This is a genomic window from Rhodococcus sp. NCIMB 12038 (genome assembly GCF_002165735.1).
Taxonomy (GTDB): domain Bacteria; phylum Actinomycetota; class Actinomycetes; order Mycobacteriales; family Mycobacteriaceae; genus Rhodococcus_F.
Genome location: NZ_NHML01000005.1, coordinates 217,467 through 243,026, shown reverse-complemented (window position 1 = coordinate 243,026; position 25,560 = coordinate 217,467). Strand labels below are relative to the sequence as shown.

Sequence of the window (25,560 nt, the reverse complement as noted above, 5' to 3'; positions counted from 1 at the left end):
CAAGATGTCTAATGAGAACCACCATCACCACACGAGACGACGAGGGGTGCTTGGATGCGGATCGGAATCCTCACCGGAGGCGGCGACTGCCCCGGGCTCAATGCGGTGATCAGGGCAGTGGTGCGGACGGCCGACGGGCGGTACCGCAGCTCGGTGGTGGGATTCCGTGACGGGTGGCGTGGCCTGCTCGAAGACCGCAAGGTCGCGCTGTCCAACGACGACCGGATCGACCGGATCCTCACCCGGGGCGGCACCATCCTCGGTACCGCGCGGGTCAACCCCGACAAGCTCAAGGCCGGCCTCGACCAGATCCGGCAGACGCTCGACGACAACGGCATCGACGCACTCATCCCGATCGGCGGCGAGGGCACGCTCACGGCGGCGAGCTGGCTCGCCGAGAGCGGGGTGCCCGTGATCGGGGTGCCGAAGACCATCGACAACGACATCGACTGCACCGATGTGACGTTCGGTTTCGACACCGCCCTGTCCATCGCGACGGACGCGATCGACCGCCTGCACACCACCGCCGAATCCCACCAGCGGGTGATGCTCGTCGAGGTGATGGGCAGGCACGCGGGCTGGATCGCCCTGCACTCCGGGCTCGCGACCGGCGCGCATCTCACTCTCGTTCCCGAGGTCCCGTTCGACGTCGGCGAGGTGTGCACCATGGTGAAGAAGCGGTTCCAGCGCGGCGATTCGCACTTCATCTGCGTCGTCGCGGAGGGCGCCACCCCCACCCCGGAGTCGATGAGTCTGCGCGAAGGCGGCATCGACGAGTTCGGCCACAAACGGTTCACCGGGGTCGCCCAGCAACTCGGTGACGAGATCGAACGCCGCCTCGGCAAGGAGGTGCGGACGACGGTGCTCGGGCACGTGCAGCGCGGCGGCACCCCGACGCCGTACGACCGGGTGCTCGCCACCCGCTTCGGGGTGCATGCCACCGACGCCGTCCACCGCGGCGACTTCGGCAACATGGTCGCGCTTCACGGCACGTCGATCGACCTCGTGCCCCTCGAGGAGGCCACCCGGCGCCTCAAGACGGTGCCGCGGGAGCGGTACGACGAGGCGGCCGCATTTTTCGGCTGACCGCGTTTTCCGGTGAACCGCCGGACGCATAAACTCTGTGGCATGACTGCTGTCGACACTCCGGACCTCCTCGACTACGACGACGTGCTCGCGAAGTACGAGCCTGTTCTCGGCATGGAGGTGCACGTAGAGCTCGGCACCAACACGAAGATGTTCTGCCCGTGCCCCACCGAGTTCGGCGCCGAGCCGAACACGCAGGTCTGCCCGGTGTGCCTCGGTCTGCCCGGGTCGCTGCCCGTCGTGAACGAGGCGGCGGTGGAGTCCGCGATCCGGATCGGACTCGCACTGAACTGTTCCATCACACCGTGGGGCCGGTTCGCGCGGAAGAACTACTTCTACCCGGACCAGCCGAAGAACTACCAGATCTCCCAGTACGACGAGCCGATCGCGACCGACGGCTACCTCGACGTCATCCTCGACGACGGCACCACGTGGCGCGTCGAGATCGAGCGCGCGCACATGGAGGAGGACACCGGAAAGTCGCTGCACGTCGGCGGCGCGACCGGTCGCATCCACGGTGCCAGCCACTCGCTGCTCGACTACAACCGCGCCGGGGTCCCGCTGGTCGAGATCGTCACCAAGACGATCAGCGGCGCCGGTGCCCGCGCCCCCGAGGTGGCCCGCGCGTACGTCACCGCGCTGCGCGATCTGCTGAAGTCGCTGAACGTGTCGGACGTCCGCATGGACCAGGGTTCGATGCGGTGCGACGCCAACGCGTCGCTGATGCCGATCGGGGCGACCGAACTCGGCACCCGCACCGAGACGAAGAACGTCAACTCCCTCAAGAGCGTCGAGGTCGCGGTCCGGTACGAGATGCGCCGCCAGGCTGCCGTGCTCGAGGCCGGCGGCGAGGTGATCCAGGAGACCCGGCACTTCCAGGAAGCGGACGGCACCACGTCGCCGGGCCGCCGCAAGGAAACCGCCGAGGACTACCGCTATTTCCCGGAGCCCGACCTCGAGCCGGTCGCGCCCAGCGCCGAGTGGGTCGAGGAACTGCGGGGCACCCTGCCCGAGCTGCCGTGGGTCCGCCGCGCCCGGATCCAGGCCGACTGGGGCGTCTCCGACGAGGTCATGCGTGACCTCGTCAACGCGAACGCCGTCGACCTCGTCATCGCGACCGTCGAGGCCGGCGCCTCGCCGGAGGCCGCACGGTCCTGGTGGGTGTCGTACCTGGCGCAGCAGGCGAACACCCGCGGGGTGGAACTCGGCGAACTGCCGATCACGCCGGCTCAGGTCGCGCAGGTGGTCGCGCTGATCGACAGCGGGAAGCTGAACAACAAGGTGGCCCGTCAGGTGGTCGACCACGTCCTCGCCGGTGAGGGCGACCCCGAGCAGGTCGTCGCGGATCATCCCGAGCTCGTCGTCGAACGCGACGACACGAAGCTGAAGGCCGCCGTCGACGAGGCCCTGGCGGCGAACCCCGACATCGCCGAGAAGATTCGCGGCGGCAAGGTCGCGGCCGCGGGCAAGATCGTCGGCGACGTGATGAAGGCCACTCGCGGTCAAGCCGATCCGGCCCGCGTCAAGGAGCTGGTCATCGAGGCCTGCGGCGGCTGATCTCTTTCTGCACCAACGGGACGCTCGTTCGGATCAACCGAACGAGCGTCCCGTTCGTTGCGCGGGGGACGCGGCGCGAGGGCGAGGCCCGTCAGTCGAATCCGCCGCCACCGGACGGCAGGGGCATCTTGATGACGCGGTCGTCGTTGGGTCCGGGCTGACCGGCGGTCTTGTTGACCGTGCTCACCCAGATGAGCCCGTCGGGACCGAGTGCGGCGCCGCCGAGTTGGCCGTACCGGTCCTGGACGATGACACCCGGTGCGGTGGTGACGGCGCCCGTGCCGGGGTCGGCGGCGAGCGCCGACATGGCCTTCGCGGTGCTCAGTGACACCGCCACGACATCACCGGCTGCGACGCAGCCGCCGACGCCGGGCCGCTCCGGCCACGTCCACACCGGAGACGACACCGCTCCGTCCGCGCTGACCCGCACCAGCCGATCCTCCAACGGGGTGCGGTCGGTGACCCACACGGCCACCCCCGGGTCGACGCACACCCCGCCCGCGGTCCCCATGCCCGTCAGCACCACCTGCGGCCGGGGTTGTGCCGGCGTCGGTGCGGGCGACAGCGCGGTGACCTTCAGCAGTTTCCCGGCCAGCGACGCCGGATCGGCGGCCGCCACCGGGTTGTTCGCGTTGCCGGTCAGGACCATCAGTTCGTCGCCGGAGAATTCGAGCGACCCCGCATTGCCCGTGTCGCCGCGCGGGATCCCGCCGAGAACCTCCTTGGCGGAGTCTCCCGGTGCGATCCGCACCACCCGGTTGTCGGTCGGGGTGGTGACGTAGGCGTAGATGAGGTTGTCCTCGACGAAACTCGGCGACAGCGCGATGTCGAGGAGGCCGCCGTCGGTGCTGCCGTCGACGTCGACGTGCGCGATCTCCTTGGGGGTCTGCCCCTGGGCGACCTGCAGGATGCGCCCGGTCCGGCGCTCCGCGACCAGAGCGGTGGCCCCGTCGGGGAGGACGACGAGTCCGCCGGTGGTGTCGAGACACGTGGCGATGACACTGGGATCCGGATCCTGGCACGGTCCCAGCGGCCCGCTCGGCGGCGGTGTGGTCGTGGTGGACGGCGGCGGGTTCTCGGGTTCGACCTCCGCGCCCGAAGCACCCGTCGGTTCGGGTGTGAAGGGGGAGGACGCGGAGTCGTCGAATTTCGCGCACCCGGCGGCGAGGACCGCCGTCACGCACAGTGCGGACATCGCCATCTTGCGGGACGCCGTGCGGCGCCGCCCACCCACCATCATGATGGAGACGTTACGGAAGAGTGCGAGGTCGCCGCCACGCCGGTTCCGCCTACCAGCGATGTCCGGCGAATCGACCTAGGCTTGACGGTGTGACTGACATGCGGAAAGACCCCAGCGAGTCGTCGGACGACGGTGCCGCGCAGCAAGGCACCTCACCCGGCTACGGCAGGGTCTCGAGCCCTTACGACCTTCCCACCGAGCGGTTTCCGTCGGCCACGCCGACGTCCGGTTCCACGGGACAGGGTCTCCCGCACACCGACGACGAACTCGATTACGGCGATGCACGCGGCGCCGGTCTACCCACCGAGCAGATCCCCGCGTACCGGCAGTCGGCGTCCGACGTGCCGGACCAGCCGACGCAGGTGATCGGCGCGACCTCCGGTGCGTCCCTCGGGGCCACTGCGGGTGATCCGTCGACCGACCGGCTCGGCGAGGGGGACGTGAAGATCGGCCGCGGCACCCTGGACCTCGGACTGCTGGCACTGCGACTCGCGGTCGGCGGCACGGCGCTCGTGCACGGCCTGCAGAAGCTGACCGGAATGTGGAACGGTCCGGGCCTCGACGGTTTCGAGGAGGTGCTCGTGAACTCGGGCTTCCAGCAGGCGAAACTGCTCGCGATCCTCGGTGCCATCGGTGAGGTCGCGGGCGGTGCGCTGCTGATCCTCGGTCTCGTCACCCCGCTGGCCGCCGCCTCGGTGCTGGCCGTGATGATCAATGCGTGGGCGTTCCGGCAGATCGCGGAACCGGGGCTCGAGTACTTCGCGCCCTCCGGCACCGAATACGAGACGCTTCTGGGCGTGTGCGCGGGCGTGATCATTCTCACCGGCCCCGGGCGGATCTCGCTCGACGGCCGCCGCGGCTGGGCCACGCGGCCGTTCATCGGGTCGTTCGCGGCACTGATCCTGGGCGTCGCCGCCGGTGTGTGCATCTGGATCTTCCTCAACGGCGCCAACCCGCTCATCTGATCGTTTCCCTGAACCACGACTGCGCCGCACCCCCGATCGGGAGTGCGGCGCAGTCGTTTCTGCCGGATCAACGCCGGACGAGGGTCAGCGCTGGGCGAGTTCCGGGATGTTCTCCTCCTCGGGCGGGGTGGCCTGTGCCTGTGCCGCGAGCCTCTGTCCGAGGACGGACTTGCGGCGGCCGTAGGCGAGGTAGACGACGACGCCGAGGGCCATCCACACCAGGAATCGGATCCAGGTCTCGACGGACAGGTTCAGCATCAGCCAACCGCAGGCCAGGACGGCGAGGATGGGCACCAGCGGGACCAGCGGAACGCGGAATCCGCGCGGCAGGTCGGGGCGGGTGCGGCGGAGGATGACGACGCCGATGCAGACGAGCACGAACGCGAAGAGGGTGCCGATGTTCACCATCTCCTCCAGGGTGCCCATCGGGAAGAAGGCGGCGAGGAGTGCCACCACGGCGCCGACGAACAGCGTGATGCGGACCGGGGTGCCCTTCTTGCCGGTCTTCGCCAGACCGCGGGGGACGAGTCCATCGCGGGACATGGCGAACAGGACGCGGGTCTGGCCGAGCATCATCACCATCACGACGGTGGTGAGGCCTGCGAGTCCGCCGAAGTTGATGGCGGTCTGCGCCCAGGTGATGCCGTGTGCCTCGAAGGCGGTCGCCAGCGTGGCGCTGCTGTCGCCGACGAGCGGGCTACCGGTCTTGAGGTCGGTGTACTTCACCATGCCGGTGAGCACGAGGGTGACCGCGACGTAGAGGACGGTGACGATCGCGAGCGAGCCGAGAATGCCGCGGGGGAGCGCCTTCTGCGGATCCTTGGTCTCCTCGGCGGTGGTGGCGACGACGTCGAATCCGATGAACGCGAAGAACACGAGGCTCGCGGCGGCGAGCAGGCCGTACCAGCCGTAGCTGCTGCCGTCCGCTCCCGAGAGGAAGGAGAAGAGGGTCTGGTGCACACCGTGGGCGGCGCTTTCGTTGCCCTCGGCCGGCGGGATGTACGGGGCGTAGTTCTCCTTCTTGATGTAGAAGACGCCGACGGCGATGACGAGGAGGACGACGGCGATCTTGATGGCCGTGATGACGGCGGACACGCGCGAGGACACCTTGGTCCCGATGGCGAGGACGATGGTGATGCCGCCGACGATGATCAGCGAGCCCCAATCGAAGTCGATGGGCCCGAGATGGGCGGTGGTGGATCCGCTGAATCCGAGGACGTTGCCCAGGTACAGCGACCAGCCCTTCGAGACGACGGCCGCCGCGAGGGCGAATTCGAGGATGAGGTCCCAGCCGATGATCCAGGCGACGAACTCGCCGAAGGTGGCGTAGGAGAACGTGTACGCGCTGCCCGCGACTGGGACGGTGGATGCGAACTCGGCGTAGCAGAGGGCGGCCAGGCCGCACGCGATGGCGGCGAGGACGAAGGCGAGCGAAATGGACGGCCCGGCAACGTTGCCTGCAGTCCGGGCGGTGAGCGTGAAGATACCGGCACCGATCACGACGGCGACACCGAAGACGGTGAGGTCCTTCGCGGTGAGTTCCCTCCGCAGCCGGGTGTCGGGTTCGTCGGTGTCCGCTATCGATTGCTCAACGGATTTCGTTCGCCATATGCCGACTCCTGGCATGTGTCGCTCCTTGGTTGTGTTCCCGATGGCCTCGTGGGCCGGAGAAGTTCCGGTGGTGCTGCCGATTGTGATGTAGGTCTCAACGGCCAACTGAGGGAACCACTACTGAGCGCCGTGTGCAAGAAGCGTGAGCTCAACTGATCAATTCGATCAGTAGAACCTGTTCACGGGTGTTGCCGTTTGAGCGAGTTGATCACCAGTGAGAGCGGTCACATCCGTGGCGGAATTCGCGGTCGCACCGACGACGGAAGCCGGGTGCCGCGGCAGGGAACCTGCTGCGGCACCCGGCTTCGTGTGTGCCCGGTGCTGTCGGTGAGTGCGGTCAGGGAACCTGGCGGACCGCGCCCTTGTCGGCGGACGTCGCCAGCGCGGCGTACGCGCGCAGGGCCGTGGTGACGGTGCGTTCGCGGTTCAGCGGCTGCCACGGACGCTCGGACGACTCCATCTTCGCCCGGCGCTCGGCGAGCACCGCGTCGTCGACGAGGAGCTTCAGTGTGCGCGTCGCGATGTCGATGAGGATCTGGTCACCGTCCTCCACCAGGCCGATGGCGCCGCCGCTGGCGGCTTCGGGGGAGATGTGGCCGATGGACAGTCCCGAGGAACCACCGGAGAAGCGGCCGTCGGTGATCAGCGCGCACTTCTTGCCGAGGCCGGAGCCCTTGAGGAATGCGGTGGGGTGCAGCATCTCCTGCATGCCCGGGCCGCCCGCGGGACCCTCGTAGCGCACGACGAGGACCTCACCGGGCTGGATCTTCTTGCCGAGGATCACCGACACCGCCTCCTCCTGCGACTCCACGACACGCGCGGGTCCCTGGAAGTGGAACAGGTCTTCGTCGATGCCTGCCGTCTTGATGACCGCGCCGTCGACGGCGATGTTGCCGCGCAGCACGGCCAGGCCGCCCTCGACCGTGTGCTTGTGCTCGAAATCGCGGATGCAGCCGTTGGCGGCGTCCGTGTCGAGCGACGACCAGCGGTTGTTCGTCGAGAACGGCTCGATGGTGCGGACGCCGCCGGGAGCGGCGTGGAACAGTTCGACGGCCTCGTCGGATGCCTTGCCGGACCGGATGTCCCACGTGTCGAGCCACTCGTCGAAGCTTTTCGTGTGGACGGTCGAGACGTCGCTCTCGAGCAGGTCGGCCCGGCGGAGCTCGCCGAGGATCGCGGGGATTCCGCCTGCCCGGTGCACGTCCTCCATGTGGTAGTCCGAGTTGGGTGAGACCTTCGACAGGCAGGGCACCTTGCGGCTGATCTCGTCGATCTTGTCGAGGTCGAAGTCGTAGACCTCACCCTCCTGCGCGGCCGCGAGGGTGTGCAGCACCGTGTTGGTGGAACCGCCCATCGCGACGTCCAGCGCCATCGCGTTGCGGAACGCGGCGGGCGTCGCGATGTTGCGGGGGAGGACGGAGTCGTCCTCGTCCCGGTAGTACCGCAGGGCGGCCTCGACGACGGTGGTGCCCGCGCGGGTGAACAGCGCGCGCCGGGCTTCGTGGGTGGCCAGCGTCGAACCGTTGCCCGGCAACGCCAGACCGAGCGCCTCGGTGAGGCAGTTCATGGAGTTCGCGGTGAACATGCCCGAGCACGACCCGCACGTCGGGCAGGCGCTGCGCTCGACCTCGGACAGCCCCTCCTCGTCGACCTCGTCGTTGGCGCTCGCCGAGATCGCCGTGATGAGGTCGGTCGGTGCCTGGGCGACGCCGTTGACCACCACCGCCTTGCCCGCCTCCATCGGACCGCCCGACACGAACACGGTGGGAACGTTCAAACGCATTGCGGCATTGAGCATTCCGGGGGTGATCTTGTCGCAGTTGGAGATGCAGACGAGTGCGTCGGCGGTGTGCGCGTTGACCATGTACTCGACGGAGTCGGCGATGATCTCCCGGCTGGGAAGCGAATACAGCATGCCGCCGTGCCCCATCGCGATGCCGTCGTCGACGGCGATCGTATGGAATTCGCGAGGTACACCACCGGCGGCGCGGACGGCGTCGGCGACGATGTCGCCGACGTTCTTGAGGTGGACGTGGCCGGGAACGAACTGCGTGTACGAGTTGGCGATCGCGACGATCGGCTTCCCGAAATCGGAGTCGGTCATTCCGGTGGCGCGCCACAGTGCGCGGGCGCCTGCGGCATTTCGTCCTGCGGTGGTGGTTCGGGACCTCAGCGGGGGCATGAGCGTATTCCTTAGTCAGCGTACGGAAGTACTGACAAACGCTACTCGCGCACTATTCCCCGTCTGTGTCCGGCCGGTTCTTCGCCGGCTGCTCGCCGTTCGATTCGGCGTCGGCGTGCCGGGCCGCTTCGTCCGCCGCGGCTGCTGCCGCGTAGGGGTCGGTGATGCGGCCACCGCTCGCCTCGGCGATTTCGGGGAGCCGGTCGAACGTGACGACGGGAAGGGCGACTTCGCCGCCGTCGGCCAGTGTGGCCCGGGCCCAGCCGCGCTTGGGGAAGCGGAATCCGGTGATCTCGGACCATGCGAGGGAACGGCCGCCGAACAGCCGGCGCACCTCGAGTCCGTCGGGTGTGACCGTGGTGCGCACCCGCGCGACCCAGGCCACCGCGAGGATCGGGGCGATCACGAGCCAGCCGAAGGCGGCGGGCCAGCCGAAGATGGGGAACGACACGGCGAACAGGAGGAAGGCGCATCCCAGATAGGCGAGGGGAGAAATCCGGATGACCTGCTTGGGCGGGTTCGTCGTGTGGGATGATGATTCTGGTGGCACGGGCTGCTGCGGAGTTGACACCTCTACATCTTCGCACCGCAGCCGACGTATCTCATATTCTGGGACGGCCGACTCACCAAGTTGACTGTTCACCATTAGCGCGCCTACCGTCGAGCGCGTGAAACAGAATGAGTTGCTCGTAATCGGCCGGCGCGTCGTCGCCTGAGTCGATTTCTTCAACTCGCCAGATAACGACGCGCCACCCTCGTACAGCATCAGCTGACGGGGGTTTTTTGTTGCCCGGAGCCAGAATCAGAGGATTTCCCAGTGAGCGCACCAACCGCACGGCCTCAACCCACGCCGCGCAAGTCGGGGGCAGCAAGCCCGACGACCGCGGCCGCCGCGACGCAGACCGGTAGCCGCCGCCAACTCGCCCCCGAGCGGGTCAGCGGCGCCCAGTCCGTGGTCCGAGCCCTCGAGGAGCTCGAGGTCGACACGGTATTCGGCATTCCGGGTGGTGCCGTTCTGCCTGTCTACGACCCGCTCTTCGACTCGAAGAAGGTCCGGCACGTGCTCGTCCGTCACGAGCAGGGTGCAGGTCACGCCGCCACCGGGTACGCCCAGGCGACCGGCAAGGTCGGCGTCTGCATGGCGACGTCCGGTCCCGGTGCGACCAACCTCGTGACTCCGCTCGCCGACGCGCAGATGGACTCCGTCCCGGTCGTGGCCATCACCGGCCAGGTCGGCCGCGGGCTCATCGGCACCGATGCGTTCCAGGAAGCCGACATCTCCGGCATCACGATGCCCATCACCAAGCACAACTTCCTCATCACCGACGGCGTCGACATCCCCCGGATCATCGCGGAGGCGTTCTACCTCGCCTCCAGCGGCCGTCCCGGCGCGGTGCTCGTCGACATCCCGAAGGACGTCCTCCAGGCGCAGACCACGTTCTCGTGGCCGCCGGAGATGCGGCTGCCCGGATACCGTCCCGTCACGAAGCCGCACGGCAAGCAGGTCCGCGAGGCCGCGCGCCTGATCGCCGACGCGAAGCACCCGGTGCTGTACGTCGGTGGCGGCGTCATCAAGTCGGAATCGTCCCCGGAACTGCTCGAACTGGCCGAGCTCACCGGCATTCCGGTGGTCACCACCCTCATGGCGCGCGGCGCGTTCCCGGACAGCCACACGCTGAACTGCGGCATGCCCGGCATGCACGGCACGGTCGCGGCCGTGGCGGCACTGCAGCGCAGCGACCTGCTGATCACGCTCGGCGCGCGGTTCGACGACCGCGTCACCGGTCAGCTCGATTCGTTCGCCCCCGACGCCAAGGTCATCCACGCCGACATCGATCCGGCGGAGATCGGCAAGAACCGGTACGCGGACGTCCCGATCGTGGGCGACTGCAAAGAGGTCATCGTCGAGTTGATCGAGGCGATCAAGGCCGACCTGGCCACCGGAACCACGCTGGACCTCACCGAGTGGTGGGCGTATCTCGACGGGATCCGGCGCACGTACCCGCTCAGCTACGACCGGCCCTCGGACGGCGCACTGTCCCCGGAATACGTGATCCAGGCGGTCGGCAAGCTCGCCGGTCCCGACGCGATCTACTGCGCCGGCGTCGGCCAGCACCAGATGTGGGCCGCACAGTTCGTCAACTACGAGAAGCCGCGCACCTGGCTGAACTCCGGTGGTCTCGGCACGATGGGCTACGCCGTGCCCGCCGCGATGGGCGCCAAGATGGGCATGCCCGACACCGAGGTGTGGGCCATCGACGGTGACGGCTGCTTCCAGATGACCAATCAGGAACTCGCCACCTGCGCGCTCGAGGGCATCCCGATCAAGGTTGCGCTCATCAACAACGGCAACCTCGGCATGGTGCGCCAGTGGCAGACGCTGTTCTACGACCAGCGCTACTCCAACACCAACCTCGGCACGCACGGCGCCATCCGCATCCCCGACTTCGTGAAGCTCGCGGAGGCGTTGGGCTGCCACGGCATTCGCGTCGAACGCGAAGAGGACGTCGAGGCCGCGATCCGTGAGGCCCAGGCCATCAACGACAAGCCGGTGGTGATCGACTTCATCGTCGGCGCCGACGCCCAGGTGTGGCCGATGGTCGCGGCGGGCACGAGCAACGACGAGATCATGGCGGCGCGGGGCATCCGTCCGCTGTTCGACGACGACGAGGCGGCCGCCGAGCCGGCCGTCATTCACGAGGCCATGGAGCGCGAGCAGCGTTCGGGCACGGCCGCAGCGGCCGGGGAGGAAGATCAGTGAGCACCAGCCACACCCTCAGTGTTCTCGTCGAGGACAAGCCGGGCGTGCTGGCCAGGGTGGCCGCGCTGTTCTCCCGTCGTGGGTTCAACATCGAGTCGCTCGCCGTCGGTGGCACCGAGCTTCCCGAGATCTCACGCATGACCATCGTCGTGACCGTCGACGAATTCCCGCTCGAGCAGGTGACCAAGCAGCTGAACAAGCTCGTCAACGTCATCAAGATCGTCGAGCAGGACGGTGAGGCCTCCGTCGCCCGCGAGCTGGTGCTCATCAAGGTGCGAGCCGACGCCAGCGTACGCACGCAGGTGATCGAGACGGTGAATCTGTTCCGCGCCAAGGTGATCGACGTCTCCCCGGAGTCGGTCACGATCGAGGCGACTGGAACGCGATCCAAGCTGGATGCGCTGCTGCGGATGCTCGATCCGTTCGGCATCCGGGAGATCGTGCAGTCCGGGGTCGTGGCCGTGGGACGGGGGCCTAAGTCCATCACGGCCACTCGCTAGTACTTTAGATACGCAAATCCAAGAAAGAGGTTGAACTGTGGCAGTCGAGATGTTCTACGACGACGATGCCGATCTGTCGATCATCCAGGGCCGTAAGGTCGCTGTGATCGGTTACGGAAGCCAGGGCCACGCGCACTCGCTGAGCCTGCGCGACTCGGGCGTCGATGTGCGTATCGGCCTCAAGGAAGGCTCGAAGTCCCGCGCGAAAGCCGAGGAGCAGGGCCTGACCGTCGGTACCCCGGCCGAGGTCTCGGAGTGGGCCGACGTGATCATGGTGCTCGCACCCGACACCGCGCAGGCGTCGATCTTCACCAATGACATCGAGCCGAACCTGAAGGACGGCGACGCGCTGTTCTTCGGACACGGCCTCAACATCCACTTCAAGCTGATCAAGGCTCCGGAGTTCGTCACCGTCGGCATGGTCGCCCCCAAGGGCCCCGGCCACCTGGTGCGTCGTCAGTTCGTCGACGGCAAGGGTGTTCCCGCGCTCATCGCGATCGACCAGGACCCGAAGGGTGAGGGCCAGGCCCTCGCGCTGTCCTACGCCAAGGCCATCGGCGGCGCCCGCGCCGGCGTCATCAAGACCACGTTCAAGGAAGAGACCGAGACGGACCTCTTCGGCGAGCAGGCCGTGCTGTGCGGTGGCACCGAGGAACTGGTCAAGACCGGTTTCGAGGTCATGGTCGAGGCCGGCTACGCGCCCGAGATGGCGTACTTCGAGGTGCTGCACGAGCTCAAGCTGATCGTCGACCTCATGTACGAGGGTGGCATCGCCCGCATGAATTACTCGGTGTCCGACACCGCGGAGTTCGGTGGCTACCTGTCCGGTCCGCGTGTCATCGACGCCGGCACCAAGGAGCGCATGAAGGCGATCCTCGCCGACATCCAGTCGGGTGAGTTCACCCGCCGCCTCGTCGCCAACGTCGAGAACGGCAACACCGAGCTCGAGGGCCTGCGCAAGGCCAACGCCGAGCACCCGATCGAGGTCACCGGCAAGAAGCTGCGCGACCTGATGAGCTGGGTCGACCGGCCGATCACCGAAACCGCCTAGGTTTCACTGCTTTACAGTTCCACCACAGCACCGGCCCGATGTCGCGTCGGCCTCGTCGGAGGTCAACGCAGCGACATCGGGCCGGTGTTGTTTCGTGCCCGGTTCCGTTGTTGCAGGCGTCCACTATGTGGTATCGCAGACCGGGATGTGGTTTCCCGGTGAGGGCGGACTAAGCTGTGTGTGGTTAAAACACCCCCACACCCACCTATTCAGGGAGTTTGCACGTGAGCCAGCCAGGCCGTCCTGTAGTTCTGATCGCCGACAAGCTCGCGCCGTCCACCGTCGAGGCATTGGGCGACGGTGTGGAGGTGCGATGGGTCGACGGACCTGATCGCCCGGCCCTGCTCGCGGCGGTGCCCGAGGCCGACGCGATCCTCGTCCGCTCCGCCACCACCGTGGACGCCGAGGTCCTGGCGGCCGGTACCAAGCTCAAGATCGTCGCCCGCGCCGGCGTCGGCCTCGACAACGTCGACGTGCCCGCCGCCACCGAGCGCGGTGTCATGGTTGTCAACGCCCCGACGTCGAACATCCACACGGCCGCCGAGCACGCTGTCGCGCTGATGCTCGCCACCGCCCGTCAGATTCCCGCCGCCGACGCCACCCTGCGTGACCGCGAGTGGAAGCGCAGCAAGTTCAACGGCGTCGAGATCTTCGGCAAGACGGTCGGCGTCGTCGGCCTCGGCCGCATCGGACAGCTGTTCGCGCAGCGCCTCGCCGCATTCGAGACCCACGTCATCGCGTACGACCCCTACGTGTCGGCCGCCCGCGCCGCGCAGCTCGGCATCGAACTCGTCACCCTCGACGAACTGCTGAAGCGCGCCGACCTCATCTCCGTGCACCTCCCCAAGACGCCCGAGACCAAGGGGCTGCTCGGCACGGAGAACCTGGCGAAGACGAAGAAGGGCGTCGTCATCGTCAACGCCGCCCGCGGCGGCCTGATCGACGAGGCCGCGCTGGCCGAGGCCATCAAGTCCGGTCACGTGCGCGCCGCGGGCCTCGACGTGTTCGAGACCGAGCCGTGCACCGACAGCCCGCTGTTCGACCTGCCCGAGGTCGTCGTGACGCCGCACCTCGGCGCGTCGACGAGCGAGGCTCAGGACCGCGCGGGCACGGATGTCGCGAAGTCCGTACTGCTCGCTCTCGCAGGTGATTTCGTTCCGGACGCCGTCAACGTGTCCGGTGGCGCCGTGGGTGAGGAAGTTGCCCCGTGGCTCGAGATCGTCCGCAAGCAGGGTGTGCTTCTCGGCGCCCTGTCGGGTGAACTGCCCGTCAACCTGTCCGTCGACGTGCGCGGCGAGCTCGCCTCCGAGGACGTCGAGGTGCTCGCGCTCTCGGCACTGCGCGGCGTGTTCTCCGCTGTCATCGAGGACGCGGTCACGTTCGTCAACGCCCCCGCCCTCGCGGAGGAGCGCGGCGTCACGGCGGAGGTCACCAAGGCCGCCGAAAGCCCCAACCACCGCAGTGTCGTGGACCTGCGGGGCGTGTTCGGCGACGGCAGCGTCATCAACGTCTCGGGCACGCTGACCGGCCCGCAGCAGGTCGAGAAGATCGTCAACATCAACGGTCGCAACTTCGAACTGCGCGCCGAGGGTCTCAACCTGGTGGTCAACTACACCGATCAGCCCGGCGCACTGGGCAAGATCGGAACGCAGCTCGGCAATGCCGGCATCGACATCCAGGCCGCGCAGCTCAGCCAGGACGCAGAGGGCGAGGGTGCGACCATCCTCCTCCGCGTCGACCAGGAGGTGCCGAGCGAGGTGCGGGACGCGATCTCCACCGCCGTCGGCGCCACCAAGATCGAGCTCGTCAACCTGGCCTAATCCCCACTGTGCGCGTGCCACGACCCCGTCGTGGCACGCGCACAGCACTATCTGAAGTGAGGCGTTCATGAAGCTTGCGGTCATTCCGGGTGACGGCATCGGTGTCGAGGTCACGGCCGAGGCGCTGAAGGTGCTGCGGAAACTCGTCCCCGATCTCGAGACCACCGAGTACGACCTCGGTGCCCGTCGGTACAACGCGACGGGGGAGTTGCTCCCGGACGCCGATCTCGCGGCGATCCGCGAGCACGACGCGATCCTGCTGGGCGCCATCGGCGATCCGTCGGTCACGCCGGGCGTGCTCGAGCGTGGACTGCTGCTGAACATGCGGTTCGCGTTGGACCATCACGTGAATCTGCGTCCGTCGCAGTTGTATCCGGGGACGAAGTCACCGCTCGCGGCGCAGCCGGACATCGATTTCGTGGTGGTGCGCGAGGGCACCGAGGGCCCGTACACCGGTAACGGTGGCGCGATCCGGGTCGGCACGCCGCACGAGATCGCGACCGAGGTGTCGATCAACACGTGGTTCGGTGCCGAGCGGGTGGTGCGCTACGCGTTCGCGCTCGCGCAGACCCGGCGCAAGCACGTCACCCTGATTCACAAGACGAACGTCCTCTCCAACGCCGGTGCGATCTGGACGCGCGCGGTGGAGACGGTGTCGGCCGAATATCCGGACGTGGAGACGGCGTACTGCCACATCGACGCGGCCACCATCTACATGGTCACCGACCCGTCGCGCTTCGACGTGATCGTCACCGACAACCTGTTCGGCGACATCATCACCGACCTCGCGGGTGCGGTCACGGGCGGAATCGGCCTGGCGGCGTCGGGGAACATCGACGCCTCGGGGACGAACCCGTCGATGTTCGAACCGGTGCACGGCAGCGCCCCGGACATCGCGGGCCAGGGGATCGCGGATCCCACGGCGGCCATCCTGTCCGCGGCACTGCTGCTGCGTCACCTCGGCCGGGACGGCGACGCCGCGCGCATCGAAGCCGCGGTCGAGGCCGATCTGGCGTCGCGGGGCGATTCGAAGGTCGTCACGTCGGAGGTCGGCGACCGGATCGCCGCGGCCCTCTAGGACCGAGCGTCGACCCTGTCTCCCTCGATCCCCGTGGACCGGTCTTCGGACCGGGCCACGGGGATCAGTGGTATCGAGGCCGCCGGGAATCCCGCGGCTATCGCGAAAGTCACCGGGAATCCGACGATTCCGATCAGTGCGCCGAACACCGGGGGAACGATCGAGGCCGCGACGAACTGGCCGGTGTTCTGGACGCCGAGGGCACGCCCACCCCAGAACGGGCCCGCAATCTCGGCGACGGCGGTGAAGGCCAGCCCGTTCGGTGCCACCGTCGCGACGGACGCCGCGAGCAGCACCACGATCGCGAGCGGCGAGTCCATCGCGTCCGTCACGGCGAGTGCCGCCATCGACAGTCCACCGGCGGCCGCGACCCAGCGAAGCGGACGCATGCGGCTGCCCACCACGTCGGACCAGAAACCGACGCCCATCCGGCCGAACGCGCCGAGGATCTGGGCGAGGGTCACGATCAGGCCGGCCGCCGTTGCTTCCCAGTGCCTTTCGGAGATCAGCCACACGAGCGCGTACGTCCACACCGTGTACTGGGGCACGACGAGCAGCACGGAGACGGCGTGGATCCGCCACAGTGTGCCGCTGGTGCGGTACGGATTCGTGAGCATGCCGAGATCCGCCGCGTCGCTGCGACTCGGCCGGGGCGGATCGACCACCCAGAGTCCACAGGCCAGCGCGGCGGCGGCGCACAGGACGGCGGGCAGCGCGAGCGCCCATCCGATGCCGTGGTCGTGTGCGACCGAGGGGAGCGTCAGCGCAGCGCAGGCGATGCCGAGCGGCAGTGACATCTGCCGGATGCCCATGGCCAGGCCGCGGCGCTCGGGAGGGAACCAGCCGACGACGACGCGGCCGCTCGCGGCATTTGCCGAGGCCGCCGCCATGCCGCCGATCAGCAGGAAGACCGCGGTGGCCGTGAGCGATCCGGAGAGGGCCGCGCCCACGCCCGCAGCCGCGGTGGCCGCCATGCCTGCGGCCAGCACCCTCCGTTCTCCGTAGCGGTCGGCGAGTGCGCCCCACGCGATCAGCGTCACCATGACCCCGAGGGTGGGTGCGGCGACGACGAGTCCGGTGCGGGCGAGGCTGAGGCCGTGATTCGCCTGGAGTTCGGGGATGAGGAAGGCGACGCCGTTGACGAAGACCGCCTGTGCGGCCTGGGCGAACATCCCGAGGGCGAGCATCCACCATCTGCGAGCAGTTCCGACGGCGGAGGCGGTGTCGATCGATGCTGTCATGTCATCTCAATATCTAGGATTTGATTCTCATATATTGGCGCTGCTCCGGATTCTATACCCCCCGTCGCCCGGCGTCCCGGCACGCCGGTGAAGCCGGGCCGATAGACTCGGCGCCATGCGTCTTGGTCGAGTGGCAAGTCCCGATGGTGTTGCGTTCGTCAGTATCGAAGGGGACGGGGAGTCCCGGATCGCGAAGGAGATCGCCGAGCACCCGTTCGGCAACCCGACTTTCACCGGCCGGAGCTGGCCGCTCGCGGATGTGCGACTGCTGGCCCCGATCCTCGCCAGCAAGGTCGTCGCCATCGGAAAGAACTACGCCGCCCACGCCGCCGAGATGGGCGGAGAGGCGCCGGCCGATCCCGTGATCTTCCTCAAGCCGAACACCTCGATCGTGGGCCCCGACGCCGCGATCGTCCTGCCGAAGTCCTCCAACGAAGTTCATTACGAGGGGGAGCTCGCGGTCGTCATCGGACGCCCGTGCAAGGACGTGCCCGCGGCCAAGGCTCTCGACGTGGTGCTCGGCTACACGGCGGCCAACGACGTGTCGGCTCGTGACCACCAGCGCCACGACGGCCAGTGGGCGAGGGCGAAGGGCCACGACACGTTCTGCCCGCTGGGACCGTGGATCGAGACCCAGCTCGACGCGTCCGACGTCGACATCACCACCGAGGTGGACGGTGTGGTGAAGCAGCGGAGCAACACTTCGCTTCTGCTGCATGACATTCCGAAGATCATCGAATGGGTGTCGGCCGTGATGACGCTGCTCCCCGGCGACGTCATCCTCACGGGCACCCCGGAAGGCGTCGGTCCGATCGTCGACGGCCAGAGCGTCAGCGTGACCATCGGCGGCATCGGCACCCTCACCAACCCGGTGACCGCCAAGCGCTGACGGCTCTCGTGTCGAAATCGGGAGCGGACTAGCCTGTAGGAGTCCGTTTTCCCAGCGTCGACCCAAGTGAGCCATGACCACAAGCGAAGTTCGCGTCCGTTTCTGCCCGTCGCCCACCGGAACCCCGCACGTGGGGCTCGTCCGAACCGCCCTGTTCAACTGGGCGTTCGCCCGACACAACGGCGGGTCGTTCGTGTTCCGCATCGAGGACACCGATGCTGCCCGCGACAGTGAGGAGTCGTACCAGGCGATCCTGGACGCGCTGCGCTGGCTCGGACTGAACTGGGACGAGGGCCCGGAGGTCGGGGGACCGTACGAGCCGTACCGCCAGTCCCAGCGACGCGACCTGCATCTGGACGTCGTCGCGAAACTGCTCGCAGCGGGCGAGGCGTACGAGTCGTTCTCGACGCCCGAGGAGGTCGAGGAGCGGCACAAGGCGGCAGGCCGCGACCCCAAGCTCGGCTACGACAACTTCGATCGTGACCTGACGCCGGAGCAGCGGCAGGCGTTCCTCGACGAGGGCCGCAAGCCCGTGGTCCGGCTCCGGATGCCCGACCACGACCTGACGTGGGACGACCTCGTGCGCGGCGAGACGACATTCAAGGCCGGCACCGTGCCCGACTTCGCGCTGACCCGCGGCAACGGGATCCCGCTGTACACGTTGGTCAACCCGGTCGACGACGCTTTGATGAAGATCACACACGTGCTGCGCGGAGAAGACCTGTTGTCGTCGACGCCGCGGCAGCTCGCCCTCTACGAGGCGATGCAGCGGATCGGCGTGGCCGATTTCACGCCGCAATTCGGGCATCTGCCGTTCGTGATGGGGCAGGGCAACAAGAAGCTGTCCAAGCGCGATCCCGAGTCGAACCTCTTCATCCATCGCGACCGTGGTTTCGTCCCCGAGGGATTGCTGAATTACCTGGCGCTGCTGGGCTGGGGTATTTCCGACGACCACGACGTGTTCTCGCTGGACGAGATGGTTGCCGCCTTCGATATCTCCAAGGTCAATTCCAATCCGGCCCGGTTCGATCAGAAAAAGGCCGACGCGATCAACGCCGAGCACATCCGGTTGCTCGAGCCCGCCGATTTCGCCGCGCGCCTGCGTGCGTTCCTCACGCTCCACGGCCATCTCGGGGAGACGGTGGACGAGTCCGTCTTCGCGACCGCTGCCGATCTGGTCCAGACACGCATCGTGGTCCTGTCCGACGCGTGGGATCTGCTGAAGTTCCTGTTCGTCGAGGAGGCCGACTTCGCGATCGATCCGGCCGCCGCGGCGAAGAACCTGGGGGCCGACTCCGCGCCGGTTCTCGACGCCGCCCTCGCATCGCTGGACGCAGTCGGTGCGTGGGACGCAGCCTCGCTGGAGGAGGCCCTCAAGACCGCTCTCGTGGACGAACTGGGCCTCAAGCCACGTAAGGCGTTCGCGCCGGTGCGGGTGGCCGTCACGGGCTCGCACATCAGCCCGCCGCTCTACGAATCGATGGAACTGCTCGGACGCGACGTGTCGCTGTCCCGGCTGCGTTCCGCGCGGGCCGGCATCGCCGGTTAAAGCGCCGCCCTCGGGCCGAAAAGGGTGCAAAAACAGCCTTTGACCATACGATTTGGTAAATCCCGGCAGTAGGCTGGTAATCTCTTCTTCGGCCCGAGGCGGGCCGCAGAGCCCAGAAGCTCAGCGGTTCGAGAACGGCCATTGGGGTATGGTGTAATTGGCAACACAGCGGTTTCTGGTACCGCCATTCTAGGTTCGAGTCCTGGTACCCCAGCGGAAGTTCGGCCGATTTTGACTCCGAACTTCTGGAAGCTATGCTTGCTGAGCTTCCAAAGCAAGACAAAGTTCTTGGCCCCGTCGTCTAGCGGCCTAGGACGCCGCCCTCTCAAGGCGGTAGCGCGGGTTCGAATCCCGTCGGGGCTACAAAAAGAAACACCCTCCGAGTAATCGGAGGGTGTTTCTTTATATACGGATGGTGTGTCGTTTATCCGGTCTTGCGGCGGAATTCGCGTTTGTGGTCGGCAGGCCCGTGCGCATGGTGCACCTTGGAATCCGCGTCCTTGTGATCGGCGGACAGCCCGGCCTGATGATTCTTCCGCTCCAGTGCTTCGCGGAATTTCTTTTTCGTGTCCTCGTTATCGGCGTCAGTCACGGTGAACTCCCTCGGGTAGTCGGTTCACTCTGTGAAGCTACGCCGAGGGCACCGAGAATGCTCCTGTTTTTCCGCCGTGCCCGATATCAGGCGCGGCGGTCGGCCGTCTCGAGGTACGCGGCCGTGGTTCCGCCCACCGGCATCGCGGGAAGGCCGAGCTTGGCGTGGTCCCAGCTCCTGATGCGCTCGGGAACGATCCGCACGACCACCCGCTTGTACAAGAGCTGATCGATGGCGGGACGCAGATCGTCGGTGTAGGGCCCGGTGTAGCGCTCCCACACGCTGACGCCGACGGCGAACATCGCGTCCGGGTCCTCCACGATCTCCGCCCGGCCCTCGATCGAGAGTCCACGCAGGGTGTCGTAGGTCTGGCCGTCCTCGATCAGGACGGTGACCCGGTCGTCGCGGCGCAGGTTGACCCCCTTCTGCGATTTGGATTTCGTCTCGAACCAGATCTCGCCGTCGATCACCGCGTACCACATGGCGACCAGATGGGCCCTGCCGTCCGGTGCCACCGTTGCCAGGGTGGCGATCCGGCTCCGGTCCACGAATTCGGCGATCTCCGAATCCGTCATCGTGATCTGCGATCGTTGGTTCTTCCCCATCGGCTTCTCCTGTCGCGGTGAGTTTCGGTCGTGAGAGGTCAGAGTCTCTTGTGCAGCGCCTCCGCGGCGGCGAGGAGGTCGGCCGCCCACCGGGCGCCGGGCCGCCTGCCCATCCTGTCGATGGGGCCGGACACCGAAATCGCTGCGATGACAGCGCCCGCGGAGTCCCGCACGGGTGCGGCGACACTGGCGACGCCGGGTTCACGCTCGGCGGCGCTCTGTGCCCAGCCGCGTCGGCGGACCTCGAGCAGCACGCGCTCGCCGAACGCCGCGTCGGGGAGAACCGTGCGCTGGGTCTGCGGGTCGGCCCAGGCGAGGAGGACCTTGGCGCCCGAACCGGCGCTCATCGGGAGGCGTGCCCCGACGAGAACCGTGTCGCGGAGGCCGGTGGGCGGCTCCATCGCCGCGATGCAGATGCGTTGCGTGCCTTCCCTGCGGTACAGCTGCACGCTCTCGCCCGTGATCTCGCGCAGTCGGGGAAGGACGAGAGCCGCCGCCGAGACGAGCGGATCGTTAGCCGTTGCAGCGAGTTCGGCGAGGCCGGGACCGGGGCACCACAGCCCGTCGGAATCACGCGTCAGGAGGCGGTGAACCTCGAGCCCGACGGCCAGCCGGTGGGCGGTGGCGCGGGGGAGTCCGGTGCGCGAGCACAGTTCGGTGAGGCTGCAGGGCTTCTCGGCCACGGCATGAAGCACGCCCACCGCTTTGTCAAGGACCCCGATGCCGCTATGCTGTCTCATAGGTCGATACCACTTTCTCGCATATTGGGATCATAGCGCACCTTCGTCTCACGTCGAGTGCGTGTCGGGAAGACAGTAACGACAACAAGCGCACGGCGGACCAGCCCGAAGCCCGCGGTGCGAGAGACACACAGAGGTGGAGAAGATGGCCGACAAAGCACGCACCCTGGCAGAGAAGGTGTGGGACGACCACGTCGTGGTCCGGGGCGAGGGAGACAACCCCGACCTCATCTACATCGATCTGCATCTCGTTCACGAAGTGACGAGTCCGCAGGCATTCGACGGACTTCGGCTGGCGGGGCGTCCGCTCCGCAGGCCCGACCTGACGATCGCCACCGAGGACCACAACGTCCCCACCGTCGACATCGACAAGCCGATCGCCGACCCCGTCTCCAAGACTCAGGTGGACACGCTCCGGCGCAACTGTGAGGAATTCGGCGTCCGGCTGCACCCGATGGGAAACATCGACCAGGGCATCGTCCACGTCGTCGGCCCGCAACTCGGTCTCACCCAGCCCGGTATGACCGTGGTGTGCGGCGACAGCCACACGTCCACCCACGGCGCCTTCGGCGCGATCGCGATGGGTATCGGCACCAGTGAGGTCGAACACGTCATGGCGACGCAGACGTTGTCTCTGCGTCCGTTCCGGACGATGGCGATCACCGTCGACGGCGAATTGCCCGAAGGCGTGACGAGTAAAGATCTCATTCTGGCCGTCATCGCGAAGATCGGCACCGGCGGAGGCCAGGGCTACGTCCTGGAATACCGCGGCGAAGCGATCCGGAAGATGTCGATGGAAGCGCGGATGACCATCTGCAACATGTCCATCGAGGCCGGTGCGCGGGCAGGCATGATCGCCCCCGACGAGATCACCTACGAATTCATCAAGGGACGCCCCCACGCGCCGCAGGGCGCCGACTGGGACGCCGCGGTGGCCGCATGGGAGCAGTTGAAGACCGACGAGGGTGCGGTTTTCGACAACGAGGTCCACATCGACGCGAGCACGCTGACGCCGTTCGTGACTTGGGGCACCAACCCGGGCCAGGGTCTGCCGCTCGGCGAGACGGTGCCGGATCCGGAGCAGATCGTGGACGAGAGCGAACGTCACGCCGCGGAGAAGGCGTTGACCTACATGGGTCTCGAAGCCGGAACTCCGTTGCGTGACGTGGCGATCGACACAGTTTTCGTGGGTTCGTGCACCAACGGCCGGATCGAGGATCTGCGGGCCGTGGCCGACGTGTTGCGCGGGCGGCACGTCGCCGACGGGGTCCGGATGCTGATCGTGCCGGGTTCTATGCGCGTCCGCGCCCAGGCCGAAAAGGAGGGTCTCGGCGAGATCTTCACCGCCGCCGGCGCCGAATGGCGTCAGGCGGGGTGCTCCATGTGCCTCGGCATGAACCCGGATCAGCTCGCGCCCGGCGAGCGTTCGGCCTCCACGTCCAACCGCAATTTCGAAGGCCGTCAAGGCAAGGGCGGGCGGACTCACCTGGTTTCGCCGCTGGTCGCCGCCGCGACCGCAGTCCGGGGAACCCTGTCCGCGCCGACAGATCTGGCCTAGGACCCAAGGAATTTAGGAGATTTTTCGATGGAATCCTTTAGCACACACAAAGGTATCGGCGTCCCGCTGCGGAGATCGAACGTGGACACGGACCAGATCATCCCGGCGGTCTACCTGAAACGAGTGACCCGCACCGGTTTCGAGGACGGTCTGTTCGCCGCGTGGCGGAACGATCCGGACTTCGTCCTCAACGTCGCCCCATACGACAAGGGCAGCGTTCTGGTCGCGGGACCGGACTTCGGCACCGGCTCCTCCCGGGAGCACGCCGTGTGGGCGCTATCCGACTTCGGATTTCGGGTCGTGATCGCGTCTCGGTTCGCGGACATCTTCCGGGGCAACGCCGGCAAGGCCGGTCTGCTGGCCGCCCAGGTGTCCCAGTCGGACGTCGAACTGCTCTGGAAGTTGCTCGACGAACAGCCCGGTCTCGAATTGATCGTCGACCTCGAGAACAAGACCGTGACCGCCGGAACCACCGTGGTGCCCTTTGCGATTGATGACTACACACGGTGGCGTCTGCTCGAGGGTCTGGACGACATCGGATTGACATTACGGCAGGTAGAAGCCATTTCCGAGTTTGAAAAGGCAAGGCCTTCTTGGAAACCTGTGACTCTTCCGGAGCCCACTTCGGCCGACTGAAAGTTGGAATCGGAGCCCTGTCTCCCAGATAATAAGTTCCTGAGAATGGTGCCGCGTTGTTTGAGAATTGGCGTGGCACATAGACTCCTGCGGTATTCAGGTTTACCGTAGTTCGTAGTCGGTCCGATGATGGACCATTAGTTCGCGGAGGAATTTCAATGAATAAGGCAGAGCTCATCGATGTTCTGACCGAGAAACTGGGCACGGACAGGCGCACGGCAACGGAAGCTGTCGAGCATGTCGTGGACACGATCGTCCGGGCAGTGCACCGCGGCGACAGCGTGACCATCACCGGTTTCGGCGTCTTCGAGCAGCGGCGTCGCGCGGCACGTGTCGCACGTAACCCGCGCACGGGTGAGACCGTCAAGGTCAAGCCGACGTCGGTGCCGGCGTTCCGTCCGGGCGCTCAGTTCAAGGCGGTTATCGCTGGCGGCCAGAAGCTTCCGGCCACCGGTCCGGCAGTCAAGCGCGGCGCAGCGGCGCCCGCCACCAAGGCCGCCGCCAAGAAGGCTGCTGCCAAGAAGACGGCAGCGAAGAAGACCGCCGCCAAGAAGGCTGCACCGGCCAAGACGGTGGCTGCGAAGAAGACTGCAGCCAAGAAGGCTCCGGCCAAGACGGCGGCAGCGAAGAAGACGGTCGCGAAGAAGGCTGCACCGGCCAAGACGGCGGCTGCGAAGAAGACTGCAGCCAAGAAGGCTCCGGCCAAGACGGCAGCAAAGAAGACCGTGGCGAAGAAGGCTGCACCGGCCAAGACGGTGGCTGCGAAGAAGACTGCAGCCAAGAAGGCTCCGGCCAAGACGGCAGCAAAGAAGACGGCAGCGAAGAAGGCTCCCGCGAAGCGCGCCAAGTAAGACAGCGCACACGGGTCTTCCCGAACACAGACAGGCGCCGACCCTGGGGGTTGGCGCCTGTCTGTGTCGTCGTCGTTCCCGGATGAGATCCGGTCGGTGCGCTCAGTCCTTCCGTGTGGGAGGCAGCGGACTGTCGATGTGGTCGGCGGCGATGAGTTTGCCCCCGGACAGGGAGAGCACCCAGGTGCTCGCCTTTCTGTTCCGTGCCGGGGGGAGTGTGACGCCGTCGATGTCCGCCCACCAGTCGAGCAGATCGGGAATGACGCCACCCTGACTGCAGATCACCTGAACCCCGCCGAGCGCGGCGATCTTGCGGACCCGGGTACGGGTGGCCGCCCGGTCGGCGGTGTAACTCTCCTCGGACAGCAGCGGATCCAACCGGACGGTCGTGTCCAACGCGCGAGCCAGCGGCTCGACGGTCTGGGTGCAGCGCGTCCGATCGGCCGACGTGATGTCGGTGGCCCCGAACGCCTCGAGCTGGGCTACGAGGGCGTCGGCCTGCAGTACGCCGTTCGCATCCAGGGGCCGGGTCGCGTCGTCGCCCTTGTACCGTTTCCGGCTTCCCGCCTTGGCATGCCGGACCAGGAGGACGGTCGCGGTGTCGGGCGGTTGAGCGGTGAACCGGCGGAGCATCTTGCGATCCATGGGATACGACAGCTGATCGGCCACCTCCGGTACCGGAAGCCACCGCATGACGTCCACTTCGCTGTTGGGGACGAATTCGCCCGCGCGGGCCTCGGCCGCCCAGTATTCGACTCGTTTCAACCGGCGGTGCCCGGGAATCGGATAGGTCAACGCGCCGAGATGCCTGCCGAGGCGCCCGCGAATACCTGTCTCTTCTTCCACCTCGCGCAGTGCTGCCACCACCGCGGTTTCGCCGGGGTCGAGTTTTCCCTTGGGAAAAGACCAGTCCTCATATTTGGGCCGGTGAATGACCGCGATCTCGATTTCGTCGGGGTTTTCGGGAGACTTTCGCCACAGCACTGCTCCCGCCGCGAAGATATTGGCTTTGACCGGTTTGCCGGGTGTGCTGCTCACCGAGTTCCTT

At 67.2% G+C, this 25,560-nt stretch carries 22 protein-coding genes and 2 tRNA genes; 15 read left to right on the top strand and 9 right to left on the bottom strand.

The features are described from left to right. Nucleotides 1–54 precede the first annotated feature (54 nt). Together CA951_RS09430 and gatB are read left to right on the top strand one after the other, a co-directional pair. The gene (locus tag CA951_RS09430; protein WP_087556585.1) at nt 55–1,086 is read left to right on the top strand and encodes an ATP-dependent 6-phosphofructokinase; all 1,032 of its coding nucleotides are present in this window, start codon (nt 55–57) and stop codon (nt 1,084–1,086) included. 42 nt (nt 1,087–1,128) lie between these two features. Further along, nucleotides 1,129–2,643, top strand: a complete 1,515-nt coding sequence (gene gatB / locus CA951_RS09425; protein ID WP_087556584.1) for an Asp-tRNA(Asn)/Glu-tRNA(Gln) amidotransferase subunit GatB — start codon at nt 1,129–1,131, stop codon at nt 2,641–2,643. A 91-nt stretch (nt 2,644–2,734) separates the two neighbouring features. Here gatB and CA951_RS09420 read toward each other — a convergent pair whose 3' ends face one another. Then, the gene (locus CA951_RS09420) at nt 2,735–3,883 is read right to left on the bottom strand and encodes a sorbosone dehydrogenase family protein (RefSeq protein WP_087556583.1); all 1,149 of its coding nucleotides are present in this window, start codon (nt 3,881–3,883) and stop codon (nt 2,735–2,737) included. Between the two features lie 98 nt (nt 3,884–3,981). Between CA951_RS09420 and CA951_RS09415 the strand changes: the two genes are divergently transcribed. Further along, on the top strand, nt 3,982–4,848 hold the full coding sequence (locus CA951_RS09415) for a DoxX family protein (RefSeq protein ID WP_087556582.1): 867 nt from the start codon (nt 3,982–3,984) through the stop codon (nt 4,846–4,848). An 84-nt stretch (nt 4,849–4,932) separates the two neighbouring features. Here CA951_RS09415 and CA951_RS09410 read toward each other — a convergent pair whose 3' ends face one another. The 3 genes from CA951_RS09410 to CA951_RS09400 all read right to left on the bottom strand — a co-directional run bounded on the left by CA951_RS09410 (nt 4,933) and on the right by CA951_RS09400 (nt 9,191). Then, nucleotides 4,933–6,474, bottom strand: coding sequence for an amino acid permease (locus CA951_RS09410; protein WP_087556581.1), 1,542 nt, complete (start codon nt 6,472–6,474; stop codon nt 4,933–4,935). A 322-nt stretch (nt 6,475–6,796) separates the two neighbouring features. Then, a complete protein-coding gene (ilvD, locus tag CA951_RS09405) occupies nt 6,797–8,641 on the bottom strand; it encodes a dihydroxy-acid dehydratase (protein WP_087556580.1) in 1,845 nt (614 codons plus the stop codon). Nucleotides 8,642–8,693: 52 nt separating this feature from the next. After that, a complete protein-coding gene (locus CA951_RS09400) occupies nt 8,694–9,191 on the bottom strand; it encodes a PH domain-containing protein (protein ID WP_087556579.1) in 498 nt (165 codons plus the stop codon). A gap of 267 nt (nt 9,192–9,458) precedes the next feature. Between CA951_RS09400 and CA951_RS09395 the strand changes: the two genes are divergently transcribed. From CA951_RS09395 to CA951_RS09375, 5 genes are all read left to right on the top strand, one after another. Continuing rightward, on the top strand, nt 9,459–11,402 hold the full coding sequence (locus tag CA951_RS09395) for an acetolactate synthase large subunit (RefSeq protein WP_087556578.1): 1,944 nt from the start codon (nt 9,459–9,461) through the stop codon (nt 11,400–11,402). Further along, a complete protein-coding gene (gene ilvN / locus CA951_RS09390; RefSeq protein WP_087556577.1) occupies nt 11,399–11,902 on the top strand; it encodes an acetolactate synthase small subunit in 504 nt (167 codons plus the stop codon). The genes CA951_RS09395 and ilvN overlap by 4 nt, the downstream gene beginning before the upstream one ends. Before the next feature lie 49 nt (nt 11,903–11,951). Beyond that, nucleotides 11,952–12,953, top strand: coding sequence for a ketol-acid reductoisomerase (ilvC, locus tag CA951_RS09385; protein ID WP_179220164.1), 1,002 nt, complete (start codon nt 11,952–11,954; stop codon nt 12,951–12,953). A 224-nt stretch (nt 12,954–13,177) separates the two neighbouring features. Next, entirely contained in the window at nt 13,178–14,773 is a 1,596-nt protein-coding gene (gene serA, locus CA951_RS09380) for a phosphoglycerate dehydrogenase (protein WP_087556575.1), read from the top strand. A gap of 67 nt (nt 14,774–14,840) precedes the next feature. Further along, nucleotides 14,841–15,851, top strand: coding sequence for a 3-isopropylmalate dehydrogenase (locus tag CA951_RS09375; protein ID WP_087556574.1), 1,011 nt, complete (start codon nt 14,841–14,843; stop codon nt 15,849–15,851). Here the strand turns inward: CA951_RS09375 and CA951_RS09370 are convergent. Then, complete coding sequence (locus CA951_RS09370) at nt 15,848–17,092, bottom strand: MFS transporter (RefSeq protein WP_087556573.1); 1,245 nt, start codon at nt 17,090–17,092, stop codon at nt 15,848–15,850. The two genes, CA951_RS09375 and CA951_RS09370, sit on opposite strands and share 4 nt — an antisense overlap. Nucleotides 17,093–17,207: 115 nt before the next feature. On the opposite strand from CA951_RS09370, the gene CA951_RS09365 reads away from it, so the two are divergent. The 4 genes from CA951_RS09365 to CA951_RS09350 all read left to right on the top strand — a co-directional run bounded on the left by CA951_RS09365 (nt 17,208) and on the right by CA951_RS09350 (nt 19,893). Further along, on the top strand, nt 17,208–17,981 hold the full coding sequence (locus CA951_RS09365) for a fumarylacetoacetate hydrolase family protein (RefSeq protein ID WP_087556572.1): 774 nt from the start codon (nt 17,208–17,210) through the stop codon (nt 17,979–17,981). Nucleotides 17,982–18,054: 73 nt separating this feature from the next. Beyond that, on the top strand, nt 18,055–19,530 hold the full coding sequence (gene gltX, locus CA951_RS09360) for a glutamate--tRNA ligase (protein WP_087556571.1): 1,476 nt from the start codon (nt 18,055–18,057) through the stop codon (nt 19,528–19,530). A 142-nt stretch (nt 19,531–19,672) separates the two neighbouring features. Beyond that, nucleotides 19,673–19,744, top strand: a tRNA-Gln gene (locus CA951_RS09355). A 76-nt stretch (nt 19,745–19,820) separates the two neighbouring features. Beyond that, nucleotides 19,821–19,893 (top strand) — tRNA-Glu (locus CA951_RS09350). A gap of 61 nt (nt 19,894–19,954) precedes the next feature. Here the strand turns inward: CA951_RS09350 and CA951_RS43370 are convergent. The 3 genes from CA951_RS43370 to CA951_RS09340 all read right to left on the bottom strand — a co-directional run bounded on the left by CA951_RS43370 (nt 19,955) and on the right by CA951_RS09340 (nt 21,467). Further along, nucleotides 19,955–20,122, bottom strand: coding sequence for a DUF5302 domain-containing protein (locus tag CA951_RS43370; protein ID WP_150136595.1), 168 nt, complete (start codon nt 20,120–20,122; stop codon nt 19,955–19,957). Between the two features lie 86 nt (nt 20,123–20,208). Next, nucleotides 20,209–20,727: a pyridoxamine 5'-phosphate oxidase family protein gene (locus CA951_RS09345; RefSeq protein WP_087556570.1), complete on the bottom strand. Its 519-nt coding sequence runs from the start codon at nt 20,725–20,727 to the stop codon at nt 20,209–20,211. A gap of 38 nt (nt 20,728–20,765) precedes the next feature. Continuing rightward, nucleotides 20,766–21,467: an IclR family transcriptional regulator gene (locus tag CA951_RS09340; protein ID WP_087556569.1), complete on the bottom strand. Its 702-nt coding sequence runs from the start codon at nt 21,465–21,467 to the stop codon at nt 20,766–20,768. Between the two features lie 136 nt (nt 21,468–21,603). On the opposite strand from CA951_RS09340, the gene leuC reads away from it, so the two are divergent. The 3 genes from leuC to CA951_RS09325 all read left to right on the top strand — a co-directional run bounded on the left by leuC (nt 21,604) and on the right by CA951_RS09325 (nt 24,512). Beyond that, nucleotides 21,604–23,025, top strand: a complete 1,422-nt coding sequence (gene leuC, locus CA951_RS09335; RefSeq protein ID WP_087556568.1) for a 3-isopropylmalate dehydratase large subunit — start codon at nt 21,604–21,606, stop codon at nt 23,023–23,025. 27 nt (nt 23,026–23,052) lie between these two features. Further along, nucleotides 23,053–23,661: a 3-isopropylmalate dehydratase small subunit gene (gene leuD / locus CA951_RS09330; protein WP_087556567.1), complete on the top strand. Its 609-nt coding sequence runs from the start codon at nt 23,053–23,055 to the stop codon at nt 23,659–23,661. 158 nt (nt 23,662–23,819) lie between these two features. Beyond that, nucleotides 23,820–24,512: an HU family DNA-binding protein gene (locus CA951_RS09325; protein ID WP_087556566.1), complete on the top strand. Its 693-nt coding sequence runs from the start codon at nt 23,820–23,822 to the stop codon at nt 24,510–24,512. Between the two features lie 102 nt (nt 24,513–24,614). Here CA951_RS09325 and CA951_RS09320 read toward each other — a convergent pair whose 3' ends face one another. Then, the gene (locus CA951_RS09320) at nt 24,615–25,550 is read right to left on the bottom strand and encodes an NUDIX hydrolase (RefSeq protein ID WP_087556565.1); all 936 of its coding nucleotides are present in this window, start codon (nt 25,548–25,550) and stop codon (nt 24,615–24,617) included. Nucleotides 25,551–25,560 lie beyond the last annotated feature (10 nt).

Excerpts from the sequence above, each read along its gene's own strand:
- gltX (WP_087556571.1), top strand. The coding sequence starts at position 18,055 with ATGACCACAAGCGAAGTTCGCGTCCGTTTCTGCCCGTCGCCCACCGGA.
- CA951_RS09415 (WP_087556582.1), top strand. The coding sequence starts at position 3,982 with ATGCGGAAAGACCCCAGCGAGTCGTCGGACGACGGTGCCGCGCAGCAA.
- CA951_RS09340 (WP_087556569.1), bottom strand. The coding sequence starts at position 21,467 with ATGAGACAGCATAGCGGCATCGGGGTCCTTGACAAAGCGGTGGGCGTG.
- CA951_RS09370 (WP_087556573.1), bottom strand. The coding sequence starts at position 17,092 with ATGACAGCATCGATCGACACCGCCTCCGCCGTCGGAACTGCTCGCAGA.
- CA951_RS09375 (WP_087556574.1), top strand. The coding sequence starts at position 14,841 with ATGAAGCTTGCGGTCATTCCGGGTGACGGCATCGGTGTCGAGGTCACG.
- gatB (WP_087556584.1), top strand. The coding sequence starts at position 1,129 with ATGACTGCTGTCGACACTCCGGACCTCCTCGACTACGACGACGTGCTC.
- CA951_RS09420 (WP_087556583.1), bottom strand. The coding sequence starts at position 3,883 with ATGATGGTGGGTGGGCGGCGCCGCACGGCGTCCCGCAAGATGGCGATG.
- CA951_RS09365 (WP_087556572.1), top strand. The coding sequence starts at position 17,208 with ATGCGTCTTGGTCGAGTGGCAAGTCCCGATGGTGTTGCGTTCGTCAGT.
- CA951_RS09345 (WP_087556570.1), bottom strand. The coding sequence starts at position 20,727 with ATGGGGAAGAACCAACGATCGCAGATCACGATGACGGATTCGGAGATC.
- leuD (WP_087556567.1), top strand. The coding sequence starts at position 23,053 with ATGGAATCCTTTAGCACACACAAAGGTATCGGCGTCCCGCTGCGGAGA.
- CA951_RS09430 (WP_087556585.1), top strand. The coding sequence starts at position 55 with ATGCGGATCGGAATCCTCACCGGAGGCGGCGACTGCCCCGGGCTCAAT.
- ilvD (WP_087556580.1), bottom strand. The coding sequence starts at position 8,641 with ATGCCCCCGCTGAGGTCCCGAACCACCACCGCAGGACGAAATGCCGCA.
- CA951_RS09410 (WP_087556581.1), bottom strand. The coding sequence starts at position 6,474 with ATGCCAGGAGTCGGCATATGGCGAACGAAATCCGTTGAGCAATCGATA.
- ilvC (WP_179220164.1), top strand. The coding sequence starts at position 11,952 with ATGTTCTACGACGACGATGCCGATCTGTCGATCATCCAGGGCCGTAAG.
- CA951_RS09325 (WP_087556566.1), top strand. The coding sequence starts at position 23,820 with ATGAATAAGGCAGAGCTCATCGATGTTCTGACCGAGAAACTGGGCACG.